Source organism: Candidatus Frankia alpina, from assembly GCF_902806485.1.
In the GTDB taxonomy this organism is placed as follows: domain Bacteria; phylum Actinomycetota; class Actinomycetes; order Frankiales; family Frankiaceae; genus Frankia; species Frankia alpina.
Map to the genome: position 1 here is coordinate 1 of NZ_CADCWT010000142.1, position 12,965 is coordinate 12,965.

The 12,965-nt window shown below is 70.7% G+C and carries 12 protein-coding genes and 1 pseudogene; 8 read left to right on the top strand and 5 right to left on the bottom strand.

Annotated features, from left to right (window positions below):
• Positions 1–62: 62 nt before the first annotated feature.
• Positions 63–890, top strand: coding sequence for a polysaccharide deacetylase family protein (locus tag G6R25_RS15295; protein ID WP_235948574.1), 828 nt, complete (start codon positions 63–65; stop codon positions 888–890).
• A 138-nt stretch (positions 891–1,028) separates the two neighbouring features.
• On the opposite strand, the gene G6R25_RS15300 is transcribed toward G6R25_RS15295, so the two are convergent.
• Both G6R25_RS15300 and glpX read right to left on the bottom strand, forming a co-directional pair.
• Complete coding sequence (locus G6R25_RS15300) at positions 1,029–1,760, bottom strand: sterol desaturase family protein (protein WP_163553501.1); 732 nt, start codon at positions 1,758–1,760, stop codon at positions 1,029–1,031.
• Between the two features lie 23 nt (positions 1,761–1,783).
• Positions 1,784–2,839, bottom strand: a complete 1,056-nt coding sequence (gene glpX, locus G6R25_RS15305) for a class II fructose-bisphosphatase (RefSeq protein WP_235825772.1) — start codon at positions 2,837–2,839, stop codon at positions 1,784–1,786.
• Positions 2,840–3,201: 362 nt separating this feature from the next.
• Here glpX and G6R25_RS15310 point away from each other — a divergent pair, with 362 nt between their 5' ends.
• A complete protein-coding gene (locus tag G6R25_RS15310) occupies positions 3,202–3,783 on the top strand; it encodes a DUF4245 domain-containing protein (RefSeq protein ID WP_163553502.1) in 582 nt (193 codons plus the stop codon).
• A gap of 335 nt (positions 3,784–4,118) precedes the next feature.
• Here the strand turns inward: G6R25_RS15310 and G6R25_RS15315 are convergent, their stop codons facing one another.
• Positions 4,119–4,448: a hypothetical protein gene (locus G6R25_RS15315; protein WP_163553504.1), complete on the bottom strand. Its 330-nt coding sequence runs from the start codon at positions 4,446–4,448 to the stop codon at positions 4,119–4,121.
• 359 nt (positions 4,449–4,807) lie between these two features.
• On the opposite strand from G6R25_RS15315, the gene G6R25_RS29745 reads away from it, so the two are divergent.
• The gene (locus tag G6R25_RS29745) at positions 4,808–5,164 is read left to right on the top strand and encodes an exodeoxyribonuclease VII small subunit (protein WP_163553505.1); all 357 of its coding nucleotides are present in this window, start codon (positions 4,808–4,810) and stop codon (positions 5,162–5,164) included.
• Between the two features lie 26 nt (positions 5,165–5,190).
• On the opposite strand, the gene xseA is transcribed toward G6R25_RS29745, so the two are convergent.
• Positions 5,191–6,405: an exodeoxyribonuclease VII large subunit gene (gene xseA, locus G6R25_RS15325; RefSeq protein ID WP_163553506.1), complete on the bottom strand. Its 1,215-nt coding sequence runs from the start codon at positions 6,403–6,405 to the stop codon at positions 5,191–5,193.
• A gap of 142 nt (positions 6,406–6,547) precedes the next feature.
• Between xseA and G6R25_RS15330 the strand changes: the two genes are divergently transcribed.
• The 3 genes from G6R25_RS15330 (at position 6,548) to sthA (ending at position 11,515) form a co-directional block, all read left to right on the top strand.
• Positions 6,548–7,513: a 4-hydroxy-3-methylbut-2-enyl diphosphate reductase gene (locus G6R25_RS15330; RefSeq protein WP_163553507.1), complete on the top strand. Its 966-nt coding sequence runs from the start codon at positions 6,548–6,550 to the stop codon at positions 7,511–7,513.
• 638 nt (positions 7,514–8,151) lie between these two features.
• A complete protein-coding gene (locus G6R25_RS15335; RefSeq protein ID WP_163553508.1) occupies positions 8,152–9,543 on the top strand; it encodes a class II fumarate hydratase in 1,392 nt (463 codons plus the stop codon).
• A 562-nt stretch (positions 9,544–10,105) separates the two neighbouring features.
• Entirely contained in the window at positions 10,106–11,515 is a 1,410-nt protein-coding gene (gene sthA / locus G6R25_RS15340) for a Si-specific NAD(P)(+) transhydrogenase (RefSeq protein ID WP_163553510.1), read from the top strand.
• A 336-nt stretch (positions 11,516–11,851) separates the two neighbouring features.
• Here sthA and G6R25_RS27345 read toward each other — a convergent pair.
• Positions 11,852–12,175: pseudogene (locus tag G6R25_RS27345) on the bottom strand (serine hydrolase); the annotation flags it as partial.
• Between G6R25_RS27345 and G6R25_RS27350 the strand changes: the two are divergent.
• Together G6R25_RS27350 and G6R25_RS15350 are read left to right on the top strand one after the other, a co-directional pair.
• On the top strand, positions 12,081–12,281 hold the full coding sequence (locus tag G6R25_RS27350) for a hypothetical protein (protein ID WP_235948578.1): 201 nt from the start codon (positions 12,081–12,083) through the stop codon (positions 12,279–12,281). The pseudogene G6R25_RS27345 and the gene G6R25_RS27350 overlap by 95 nt on opposite strands.
• A 186-nt stretch (positions 12,282–12,467) precedes the next feature.
• The gene (locus tag G6R25_RS15350; RefSeq protein WP_163553509.1) at positions 12,468–12,758 is read left to right on the top strand and encodes a hypothetical protein; all 291 of its coding nucleotides are present in this window, start codon (positions 12,468–12,470) and stop codon (positions 12,756–12,758) included.
• Positions 12,759–12,965: the final 207 nt, after the last annotated feature.

Genomic DNA, 12,965 nt, shown 5'->3' on the forward strand with positions numbered 1-12,965 from the left:
CACACCAACACAACATTGATGTCACGCAAAGCGACGAAACGCTACCGGGAAAGGCTCAGTCGATGACGGTGTCCGGATACGTCGCTTCCCTCGGTGTCGCATCCGCCCCGAAGAATCCGCTCGTCATCACCTTCGACGACGGCGTCGCGGAAACAATGAACGCGCTGCGCTGCCTGGCCGAGTGGGGGCTGACGGCCACGGTCTTCGTGACCAGTTCACGTGTTGGTGATCCGGGCTATTTCCATCGGGCTGACCTACATCGCATCCGTGGGCTGGGAATCGAGATCGGCGGGTCCAGACACACCGGCCGACCGCTGAACGAGCTGACCCGCACGGACGTGATCGCGGAGCTGACGCTTTCCCGGCGCCGCCTCGCCGTCGCGATCGGGGACGAGCCGCGCACGTTCGCCTACCCCGGCGGCGGCTACGACCTGTCCGTCCGCCAGTTGGTGATCTCCGCCGGGTACAGCTCGGCCTGCGCGGTGCGCGACATGCTGTCCCATTCCGCCGACGACCGGCTTCGCCCTGGCCCGCCTGACGGTCACGCGACGACGCCGGACAGCCGGCTGCGGGCCTGGCTGGAGGGAGTCGGCCGGTCCGAGCCGCATCCACCGCCGCGCCGGGGCCATGCCCTGCGGCTTCCCCGGGTGGCCGGCTCCGCCGGCCCGTTCCGCCCCCGCCCCCGCCTCGGCCACTCCGAGCCCCGGCTACCCGGACCTGCCGCAGCTTCTGGCGCCATCGCGGGCACCACGGTCATCCCCAGCCCCAGCCCCGCTCACTCCACGGCCGCAGCAGCCAGCCCGGAGGGAGGAGCCAGCAGGGAGGGGGGAGCCGGCGTCAGCGCCGAATCCGGGACGGTCCGGCCTGTGGCGGCGAGACGGGAACGCTAGACGAACGCCAGGCGAGTGAGTCCGTTCCAGGGCGGGGCCGGTTGCGGCACGTTTTGCCCGGTCTGAGCCCTGCGGATCGTGCGCATCGCACCGCAACGCTTCCCACCCACCGCGATCGGCCGGTTCGGAATCACTCGCCTACCGAACGACCGCGGCGGCGGTGAAGCCTGGGGTGGCGAGACCGGGGGCGGCGAGGCCGCGGGCGGTCGGGGAGAGCTCAACGGCGTCCGGCGGTGGATTCGTGCGCAGGGCCAGATCCCCGAGGGGGCTGGTCACGCCAAGCCAGTAGCGCTCGTTGCGGTAGTGGTGCAGGCGATGGCCGCGCCAGATCCGCCGGTAGTACGCCGTCCGCGGTGGGACCCGGGTGTGGATGAGGAAGTGCGTCCAGTCGTAGGCGAGCACGCCGACACCCGCGCACAGCGCCGCCGTCGCCGCCGAGGGCGGTCCGAGCAGCGCCGGCAGGGCCGCCGCGGCCGTTCCGGTGATGACCTCGCGTGGGCGCAGGAACATGGTGTCCAGGTCGGCCGGGTCACGGTGGTGCTGCTCGTGGCCGTAGCCGGCGAGCTGGTAGCCGACGGCACCCAGCCGGCTGGCCGGGCGGGCGTGCAGCACCAGCCGGTGCACACCCCATTCGACGAACGGCTGCGCGACGGCGGCAGCCACGGCGATCCGGGTGTCCCGGGCCCGCCACGGCCCGCGGGCGGCGCGCACGGCGGCGAGTCCCCCCACGCAGCCGAGCAGCACCGGCGGGCGGGGATGGGCGAGGAACCGGCGGACGGCAGCCGCCAGCGTCCGGACCTCCGCCGCGCTGCCATGCGGCCCTGGCTGGTCGAGCCGGACGAACAATGCCGCGGGGGACAGCCGCGCCACGCGATCGCCTCCCGGCAGCGAGATCAGAACGGAACGGTGGAGTAGGCCTGCAGCTTGGTGAGCTGATGCTGGCTGTCGACCCGGCGAATCGTGCCCGAGCGGGAGCGCATCACCAGTGACGACGTGCTGGCGCCACCCGGGCGGTACCGTACCCCGGCCAGCAGCTCACCATCTGTGATTCCCGTCGCGACGAAGAAGACGTTGTCGCTGGCAACGAGGTCGCGGGTGGACAGCACCCGCTCCGGGTCGTGCCCGAGCGCGACGACCTTGCTCCGCTCGGCCTCATCCTTGGGCCACAGCCGACCCTGGATCACCCCGCCCAGGCACGTCACAGCGCAGGCGGTGATGATCCCCTCCGGCGTGCCACCGATGCCGAGCAGCAGGTCGACACCGGTGTCGGCGGAGGCGGCCATCACGGCGCCGGCGACGTCGCCGTCGGAGATGAGCTTCACCCGGGCGCCGGCGGCACGGATCTGCTCGACGAGCTCGGTGTGCCGCGGGCGGTCCAGGACGACCACGGTGACGTCGCGCGGGTGGATCGCCTTCGCCTTCGCCACGGCCCGGATGTTGTCCTCGACGGAGGCGGTGATGTCGACGACGTCCGCCGCCTCCGGCCCGGTGACCAGCTTCTCCATGTAGAAGCAGGCGCTGGCGTCGTACATCGAGCCGCGCTCGCTGACCGCCATGACGGACACGGCGTTGTTCATGCCCTTGGCGGTGAGCGTGGTGCCGTCGACGGGGTCGACGGCGACGTCGCACTCCGGGCCCTCCCCTGAGCCGACCTGCTCGCCGTTGAACAGCATCGGGGCCTCGTCCTTCTCCCCCTCGCCGATGACGACGACGCCACGCATCGACACGGTGCCGACGAGCCGGCGCATCGCGTCGACGGCGGCACCGTCGGCGCCGTTCTTGTCACCGCGGCCGACCCAGCGCGCCGCGGCGAGCGCGGCGGCCTCGGTCACCCGGACGAGTTCGAGGGCAAGGTTGCGGTCCGGGGCCTGCCCCTGCACGGCCAGCGTGTCGGGCACAGCCGAGGAGTCGGAGGACCTGGCGGCGAAGGCATCGGGAGCGGAAGGCACGGCCGTGAGCCTAGTTCGGCTACCCCGCAGACGCCCGAGATAGCCGGCCCCGCGACGGGTCGAGCCCCCTCAAACGTATCCCGGAGTATCGCTCGGTGTCAGACGAACCGAGGCATCCAGTCTGTCGTGCGTGTGACAGTCGGCGAGTCGAAAACTTGCGCGCAACCTTCCAGTGCATACAGGCGTCAAACGCTTCGATCGGGCGGCCGTCACGCGGAGGGGGCGTGACGGCCGCCCGTCGGCGTTCCACCCCGTTCACGGCACCCACTGTGGGCGAGATCCTCGCCACACCGGTGCCGTAAGGGGCCGCCCGAACCGGTCCCGGCCCACCACCGGCTCGCCGAGACCTGGAAGATGGGGGCGTGGCACAACGACAGCGACGCGGCCAGGAAACGATCAGAGACATGATCCTCTCCCTCGCCGCGGTCATGGCGGGCGTTCTGGTCTTCGTCATCTTCGTGATGCCGCGCGGCGGCGATGAGACGGCGGTCAAGGTCGTCACGACGGCCGAGCCGATGGCGGCCTTCGCCCGGCAGACGTCCTACACCCCGCTCATCCCCGCCGGACTGCCCGGGTACTGGAAGCCGACCTCGCTGCGGCTGACCGGCCCCACCGGCAGCTCCGACGGCGGCAACATCGCCGAGGCGACGATCGGCTACGTCATCGACCGGTCCGGCCATCGGACGTACGTCCGGCTGCGGGAGAGCAACGCGCCGAAGGCGGTGCAGAAGCTGCTCGGCAACCGGCCGCCGCACGGGACCGTGGACGTCGACGGGGCTCCCTGGGAGCAGCGCCCGGACGCCGACGGCCATCTCGCGATCAGCCGGACCGACCAGGACCTCACGATCATCATCGACGACGGCGGAGGGAAGGGTGGCGCGACCCAGGCCGACCTGGTCGCCCTCGCCGAATCGCTCCAGCCGGTCCAGCCCAGCGGAGCCTGACGGCCCGCGGATCGTCCGCCCGGGAACCCGAACGCGAAGCCGAGAGCCATACGGAACGCCGAGAGTGATGCGGAACGCCAAGCATCCCGATGGACGTTTCTGGCCGCCATCTCCGCAAAATACTTAAATTTACCCAAATGGTAAGAATCGGATCGTCCGCCGAGACTTCGCGTCGAATGGCTCGCGGCTCGAGGCGGCACACACGCAATGTGCGCCGAATGGCCCGGAGCCGATGCCAGCCGCTGTCGACACCGCGGGCTGGATACCCGGACCTGCGGGTCCGGGTATCCAGTACTGCCGGAATCGTCGCGATGGCGGAGCCGACCTCGACTACCTCAGTGCTGGCCGGCTCCGGCGGCTATGGGAGGCCGCTCGGACGGCACAGGATGGCCGTGCGAGCCGTCCCAGGCGTTAGCCGCCGGGATGAGCACCGCCAGACCGAGGCTGAGACCAGCCGCGCGCCGCAGCAGCGGCCCGCCGGCCAGGATGCGCCGATTGGCCCGGTCACCCCGACCGCCCTGATCGGTGGAGCTGGTGTCGCGAGACGCCGTGCCGGCGAGGTCGTGCCGCAGCAGGACCGAACCTCTCGGGGAGGCGGGTGGAACTCGCCTCCGGGAGCGACCGACGACGGCCTGGCGTCGGAGCGACGGACGTGCGCCGGGCATGTGATGTACCTCCGGACCGCCCGAAGCGGACGGGCGGCCAGCCGAGTGGGGCCCGCACATTCGCGGACCCCACCAATCTGAAACGTTCTGCAGCGACCTTGCACTATGGATCTCCGCCAGGCCAGCCCACTTCGACCACGATTGTCGCCCGATTGATATCACGTTGCGCCGACGGAGTGCGATACTTCCGGCTTCGGGTGGCGCCCGGCGTGGCGCCGGATCCGGTCGGGAATACTCGTGACACGCCGCGTCGAATTTCGCCCGAGCCGCGCGGAGGTGCGCGGAGGTGCGAGGCGTCACGATCGGGCCATGGCATCGCATTGGCCGAAAATTGGGTATTCAGGGGCGCGGAGGTCGCGATGTCTGAAAGTCCTGGTTCCACAACGTTCGGCGACTCGCCCGGGAACGGGCGGGCCGCACGACCGAACCGAAGCACGCCGAACTCGGACGCACCGGAAACGCCCGATCTTCCCGGCGCGCCGGCCCCGGGCAGCCCCCAGACAGGCCGCGGCCCCCAGTCGTCGCCGGCGGTCAGCTACGAGACCGCCCGCGCCGAGCTGGAGGAGGTCGTCCGCCAGCTCGAGGCGGGCGGGGTGACCTTGGAGCAGTCGCTGGCCCTGTGGGAGCGCGGGGAGGAGCTGGCCCGGACCTGCCAGGCCCTACTCGACGGCGCCCGTGCCCGGCTTGCTGCCACCGACCCCACCCGCGACGCCTGACGCCCGACGCTCATGCCGTGGTCGGTTCAGTCCTCGGTGACGGCGGCCCCGAGTGCCCCGCCCGCCACCCGGATGGCGAGCCGCTCGCCCGGTCCGACTTCCGCAGGGTCGCGTACGACCGCGCCGTCCGCCGCGCGCTGCACGACGGCGTACCCGCGGTCGAGGGTCGCCGCCGGGGACAACGCCCGCACCCGGGCGCGGGTGGCGACCAGATCGCGTGCCGTCACGTCCAGCGCGTGATGCACGCAGCGCCGGGAGCGGGCCAGCAGGGCGGCGACGTCGTCCGAGCGCCGGGCGAGGTCGCGGGCGGGCGCCGCGAGGACCGGGCGGCCTCGCATGTCCGCGAGCCGGCGCTCCTCCCGGTCCAGTCGATGCTCGACGACGCGGCGCGCGCGCGCCCGCAGCTGGGCGACCGCGACGGACTGCTCGCCGACGTCGGGCACCACCCGCTTGGCGGCGTCGGTGGGGGTCGAGGCGCGCACGTCGGCGACGAAGTCGAGCAGCGGCGCATCCTGCTCGTGGCCGATCGCCGACACGACCGGGGTGCGCGCGGCCACCACGGCGCGCACCAGCGCCTCGTCGGAGAACGGCAGCAGGTCCTCCAGCGACCCACCCCCACGGGCGATGACGATCACCTCGACCTCGGCCCGACCGTCAAGCTCGCGCAGCGCGTCGATGACCTGGGACACCGCCAGCGGGCCCTGGACGGCCACCTCCCGCAGCACGATCCGCACCGCCGGCCAGCGGCGGCGTGCGTTCTCGACGACGTCGCGCTCCGCGGCGCTGGCGCGCCCGGTGATCAACCCGACGGTCGAGGGCAGGAACGGCGGGCGCCGCTTGCGAGACGCCGCGAACAGGCCCTCCGCGGCCAGCGTGGCCTTGAGCTGCTCCAGCCGGGCCAGCAGGGCACCCGCACCGAGCGGGCGGATCTCCACCACCGCGAGGGCGAGCGTGCCGCGGGCGGGGTGGAAGGACGGCTTGCCCCACACGACGACCCGAGCGCCGTCCACGAGCGCGGGGCCGACAGCGTCACAGACCGCTCGCGAACAGGTGACCCGCAGCGACACATCCGCGACGGGGTCCCTGAGGGTGAGGAAAACAGTGCCCATTCCGGGCCGGCGAACGAGCTGCGTGACCTGTCCCTCAACCCACACCCGGCCGAGCCGGTGGACCCAGTCGCCGACGGCGCGCGAGACCGTGCGAACCGGCAAGGGTTGTTCGGGTGTCGAGGTCAGGGCCATTCGGGCACCGTAGCCGGTCCGTCCGACAGGTCCAGAAGAGTCCGCGCGACCGTGGCCGGAGGTGGAGCGGACGATGTCGCCGACACGTGATGCATCGCCCGCGGCTCTTCCAGCAGGCCCCTCACCGCGTAGACTGCCCAGCATGGGCCGGGTCCTTCTTGCCAAGCCGCGCGGCTACTGCGCCGGTGTCGATCGAGCTGTCGTGACCGTGGAGAAGGCGCTGGAGCTCTACGGATCGCCGGTCTACGTACGTAAGCAGATCGTGCACAACCTCCACGTCGTACGGACACTGGAGGCCAAGGGCGCGATCTTCGTTGACGAGACCGACGAGGTACCAGAGGGCGCCACCGTGGTCTTCTCAGCGCACGGGGTCGCGCCGACCGTGCACGAGGAGGCCTCCTCGCGTCAACTGCGCACCATTGACGCAACCTGTCCGCTCGTCAGCAAGGTGCATTCCGAGGCGCGTCGGTTTGCCCGCGAGGATTACGACATCCTGCTCATCGGCCATGAGGGCCACGAGGAGGTCGTCGGCACCACTGGCCAGGCACCTGACCGCATTCACCTGGTGGACGGTCCCGAGGATGCCGCCAGGGTGAAGGTGCGCAACCCGGAGCACGTCGCCTTCCTCTCCCAGACCACCCTCTCCGTCGACGAGACGCAGACCACCGTCAAGGCCCTGCGTGAGCGCTTCCCACACCTGCAGGGTCCGCCGAGCGATGACATCTGCTACGCGACGCAGAACCGTCAGGTGGCCGTCAAGGAGATCTCCAGCGCGGTCGACCTGGTCATCGTCGTCGGCTCGCCGAACTCCTCGAACTCGGTGCGTCTGGTCGAGGTCGCGCTCGACGCCGGCGCACCGGCCGCCCACCTCGTCGACGACTCCACCGAGGTGGACGCGAGCTGGCTGGAGGGCGTCGAGACCGTCGGCGTGACCAGCGGCGCCTCGGTCCCCGAGGAGCTGGTTACCGGCGTCATGGCCTGGCTGGCCGAGCATGGGTTCAACGACGTCGAGGAGGTCACCTCCGCCGACGAGCACCTCCTGTTCGCCCTCCCACCCGAGCTGCGCCGTGACATCCGCGCCCGCGAGCGCGAGGCCGCCGCTTCCTAAGCGGCGGCCACCCCAACAACGACGCCCACTGCCCCGCCCCGTGGCATCGATGCCACGGGGCGGGGCAGTGGGCGTCTCTCATTGGCGCCCCGCTCCCCGTCCCTGCCAGCCGGCCCGACCTGCCACTCCCCCGGGTTCCCCACATAGTGCAGCGTCTCCGCAGCCCCCTTCCCGTCCTGCTATCACGTTCCGTGACAGCAGACGGTGCGGCTGAGGCGGGTCGCAGACCGGGCGACGGCACGGCCAGGCGCCGCGCGCGACGGCGGATGCGTGGGAAAGCGCCTACCTGTTCCTTACCATGATCGCACCAGGCTCGCGCGATCATGCCGACACCCATATCCACCGAAGCTCGCCAAAGACACCCCACCATCGCGACCACCACCCCCAGGGAAGATCGCCGAAGGCGATCTGACCGAAACCCGCACGGCGCCCAATACCCGGGGCCCCCGCAAAGCACCGAAGGCGCTTTGCGGGGAAAGGTGTGAGAGCTCCCGTGCGCCGCGGGCGCCAGTCGCCCGGCATGTCCTAGGGTCGGCCCTGGGGCCTGTCTACGGCGGCCTCCCGCCGGGCGGTGGGCACGGCGTGCGGTGCTGGTCAGATGCAGGTCAACGGCGACGGAACATCGGGAGAACGGGCGCATGAGCGAGCAGGAATACCGCATCGAGCACGACAGCATGGGCGACGTCCGGGTGCCGGCATCGGCCCGTTGGCGGGCTCAGACTCAGCGGGCGGTGGAGAACTTTCCCGTCTCCGGCCAGCGGATCTCCCGCGCACACATCCAGGCGCTTGCGCGGATCAAGGCGTCGGCGGCGACGGTCAATGCCAAGCTCGGGGTGCTGGACGCCGACATCGCCGAGGCAATCTCGGACGCGGCCGCCGAGGTCGCGCGCGGCGACTGGGACGACCAGTTCCCCCTGGACGTGTTCCAGACCGGCAGCGGCACGTCATCGAACATGAACACGAACGAGGTGCTGGCGTCGCTGGCGTCCGAGCGGCTCGGCCGGGCGGTGCACCCGAACGACCACGTCAACGCGTCGCAGTCGTCGAACGACGTCTTCCCGTCGTCGATCCACGTGGCCGCGACCCAGGGGATCGTGCAGGAGCTGATCCCGGCGCTGGAGCACCTCGCCGCCTCGCTCGGCCGCAAGGAGACCGAGTTCGCGGACGTGGTGAAGTCGGGGCGGACGCACCTGATGGACGCCACACCGGTGACGCTCGGTCAGGAGCTCGGCGGTTACGCGGCGGCGGTGCGCCTCGGCGTCGAGCGCCTGAACGTGGCCCTGCCGCGGGTCGGCGAGCTGCCGCTGGGCGGCACGGCCGTCGGCACCGGCATCAACACGCCGCCCGGTTTCTCCGCCGCGGTGATCGAGGAACTGGCCGCCAGCACAGACCTGCCGCTGACCGAGGCGCGTAACCACTTCGAGGCGCAGGCGTCGCGGGACGGCCTGGTCGAGGCGTCCGGGGTGCTGCGGGTCGTCGCCATCTCGCTCTACAAGATCGCGAACGACCTGCGCTGGGCCTCGTCCGGGCCGCGGGCCGGCCTCGGGGAGATTCACCTGCCCGACCTGCAGCCCGGCTCGTCGATCATGCCCGGCAAGGTGAACCCGGTCATCCCGGAGGCGGTCTGTCAGGTCGTTGCGCAGGTCGTCGGGAACGACGCGGCGGTCGCCTTCGGCGGCTCGGCCGGCAACTTCGAGCTCAACGTGATGCTGCCGGTGATCGCGCGCAATCTGCTGGAGTCGATCCACATCCTGTCCACGATCAGCCGGCTGCTCGCGGACCTCTGCGTCGACGGAATCGTCGCCGACGTCGAGCGCTGCCGGCGTTACGCCGAGTCCTCGCCGTCCATCGTGACTCCGCTGAACAAGTACATCGGGTACGAGGAGGCGGCGAAGGTCGCGAAGCTGTCCCTCGCCGAGGAGAAGACGATCCGCGAGGTGGTGATCGAGCGCGGCTACATCGAGGCCGGCAAGCTCACCGAGGCCCAGCTCGACGCCGCCCTCGACGTGCTCTCGATGACCCATCCGTAGGACGATCCACCCGCGTCCGGATCGGCCGGCTCCGGAGGATCCTCCGGAGCCGGCGTCCGGCGCCGCTCCAGGCAGGTCACCGCTCCCAGCGCACCTCCCGACAACGGGCGGGCGGGCGTCCGTCCCGACAACGGTGGCGCGGCGGCGAAGCGACGGGGGTCGTGGAAGACCCCCCAGACAGCCTCCACGACCCCCGCCTCTGGTCTAATGAGACGGCGGCCCGTTCGTTACGGGTGGCGGCGGCACAAATCTCGAACGGGCCGGCGAAGATCATCCGATGTCGCTGTGCGCCCGCAGTATGCCCGGCGTGCGCCCGGCGGGCCGGGCAGGCGCGGGCGACGGCGACGACTCGGCTCGAGAGGGCCACCCGCCGCCGGCACGTCTCGGTTATTACGGAAAGATCGATGGTGTTTACTCTCCGCGATATCGCATGGCTGAAACCCTCAGAGGAAAACGCGGAGAAGAAATAAACGTAACAAGACCGTGCAACTTGCCGACCCACCCGCTCCAGCCAGATAGCCTCAGCTTCACCGGGAGCCGGAAAGAATGCGGGGAGGTGACGGTGTTCGACTATGACGTCCTCGTCATCGGGTCCGGACCCGGCGGGCAGAAGGCTGCGATCGCGGCAGCCAAGCTCGGCCGGCGGGTCGCGATCGTGGACAAGCGGGAGATGATCGGCGGTGTCAGCATCAACACTGGCACGATCCCGTCCAAGACGCTTCGGGAGGCCGTTCTCTATCTGACCGGCATGTCGCAGCGCGAGCTGTACGGGTCGAGCTACCGGGTCAAGGACGACATCACCGTAGGTGATCTGTCCGCCCGGACCAGGCACGTGATCAGTCGAGAGATCGACGTCATCCGCAACCAGCTCAGCCGCAACCACGTCACGCTGCTGACCGGGCTGGCGAGCTTCATCGACCCGCACACGGTCAGCGTGCGGGCGGCCGGGGACATCGAGGATCGGCGGGTCTCGGCCGAGCGGATCATCATCGCCACCGGCACCCGGCCCGCGCGGCCGGACACGGTCGACTTCGACGGCCGGACGGTGGTCGACAGCGACCAGATCCTGGCCCTGGAACGGCTGCCGCGGTCGATGGTCGTCGTCGGCGCCGGGGTGATCGGCATCGAGTACGCGTCGATGTTCGCCGCGCTCGGCACCAAGGTGACGGTCGTCGAGCGGCGGGACCGCATGCTGGACTTCTGCGACGTCGAGATCGTCGAGGCCCTGAAGTACCAACTCCGAGACCTGGCGGTGACGTTCCGTTTCCGCGAGTCGGTGGTATCGGTCGAGCGGCACAACGGCGGGACGCTCACCCTGCTGGAGAGCGGCAAGAAGCTGCCCGCTGACACGGTGATGTACTCGGCGGGACGGCAGGGGCTCACCGACATCCTCAACCTGCCGGCGGCGGGCCTGTCCGCGGACAACCGCGGCCGGATCAAGGTCGGCTCCGATTTCCGCACCGAGGCCGAGCACATCTACGCCGTCGGCGACGTCATCGGCTTCCCGGCGCTCGCCGCGACCTCGATGGAGCAGGGCCGGTTGGCGGCCTACGCCGCCTGCGGTGAGAACGTGAACGCGATGCGAGCGGAGCTCATGCCGATCGGGATCTACACGATCCCGGAGATCTCCTACGTCGGACGGACCGAGGACGAGCTCACCGAGCTCGCGATCCCGTTCGAGGTGGGCATCGCCCGGTATCGGGAACTGGCCCGCGGCGCGATCCTGGGCGACTCGTACGGGATGCTGAAGCTGCTGGTCAGCCCCGAGGACCGGAGCCTGCTCGGGGTGCACGTCTTCGGCACCGGCGCCACCGAGCTGATCCACATCGGGCAGACGGTGATGGGTTGCAACGGCACCATCGACTACCTGGTCGACAGCGTGTTCAACTACCCGACGCTGGCCGAGTCCTACAAGGTCGCGGCGCTCGACGCGATGAACAAGATGCGAGCCGTCGCCCGCTTCAGCGGCTGATCTCGGGCCGCCGCGGCAACCCCGCATTCGCAGTACGTACGCACCCCCGTCGCAGGCCGAGGTACAGCTCCCGGTCCGGAGCACGCGACGGGGGACGACGACAGCACACGGCGACAGCACACGGCGAAGAACCGCGACGGCCGGCCGGTCGGGCCCGCCGCCGCAGCTCGCCGCCACCCGCCGCCCGGCAGCCGCCGAGCTTCTCGCCGCCTTCCAGGCCAGCGCGGACAGCCCCTGCACGGTGGTGATGCCCGACTGCATGCTCGGCCCGTTCTTCGTGTAGACGGCCATGACGTAGTCGCGGCCGGCGCCGTGGACGTGCTCCAGGCTGGTGATCACCCAGCCGCTGGTGCGGGGCAGCCAGCCGTTCTTCAGCTCCACTGTGACCCCCGCCGGCACACCGCCGGTCAGGCCCCTCACGGTCTTCAGCAGGCCGCTCACCGTGGCCCGCCCGGCGGCCGACAGGGTGCCCGGGTAGGAGATCGCCCGCAGCACCGCGAGCTGGTCGGCCCCGGTGGCCCGGGTCAACCCCCACTTGCCGCCCGGTCCCGCCGTCGTCGCGTGCATGCCGAGACGGGCGAAGAAGGCGTTCATCGCGGGCGCGCCGCCGACGTCGGCCCACAGAGCGCTCGCCGCCGCGTTGTCGCTGACCGAGATCATCCGCCGGGCCAGCGCCTGCTCGCGGGCCGTGAGCCGCCCCGACGCGCCCGCCCGCTGCACGAGCGCCGTGAGTATATCGAGCTTGACCGAACTCGCCGTCTCGTAGCCGGCGACGGCCGGATCGGTGTAGACGGCCGTGGTGCCGGCGACCGCGTCGTACATGGCGACGCTGACGTGACCCGGTCGGCCCGCGAGGTAGCTGCGCAACCGCGCCGCCAGTCCGGTCGAGGCGACACGGCGCGCCGCCAGTCCGGTCGAGGCGACACGGCGCGCCGCCGCGATCGGCTCGACCGTGGCGAGACGGCCGACCTGCCCCGTCACGACCGCGTCGTCCGTCGCCAGCGTGTTCGGGGTGGGGGGCGCGGGTCTGGCCACGCCGTCGGCGATCACGTACGACGGGGTGCGCGCCGCGCCCGACACCGTGATGGGCGCACCGGCGGCCATCCGACCGCCGAGCACCGCCGACCCGGACGCCTCACCTGCCGGCCAGTACATCACGCCACCAGCCATACCGGTGACGGTCAGCAACACCACACTCGCGCCCCATCGGAGCACCGCTCGCTCATGCACGCCGCTTGTCTAACCAAAGCGGACGAATTTAAGAAGAGTACGGAAGAAAAAGAAATCAATCTTTTACCGCCAGGACAAGCGGGGCCCGCCGAGAAACAATGATGTTTTCTTGTCGATGAACACTAAGACGTTATAACACGATATTAGACCTGGCTCGGCAGAGTGAGCCATTCCCGGCAACGATTTGTGAGGTTGGGTAATTGTTGCGGGGTGTGAGTGT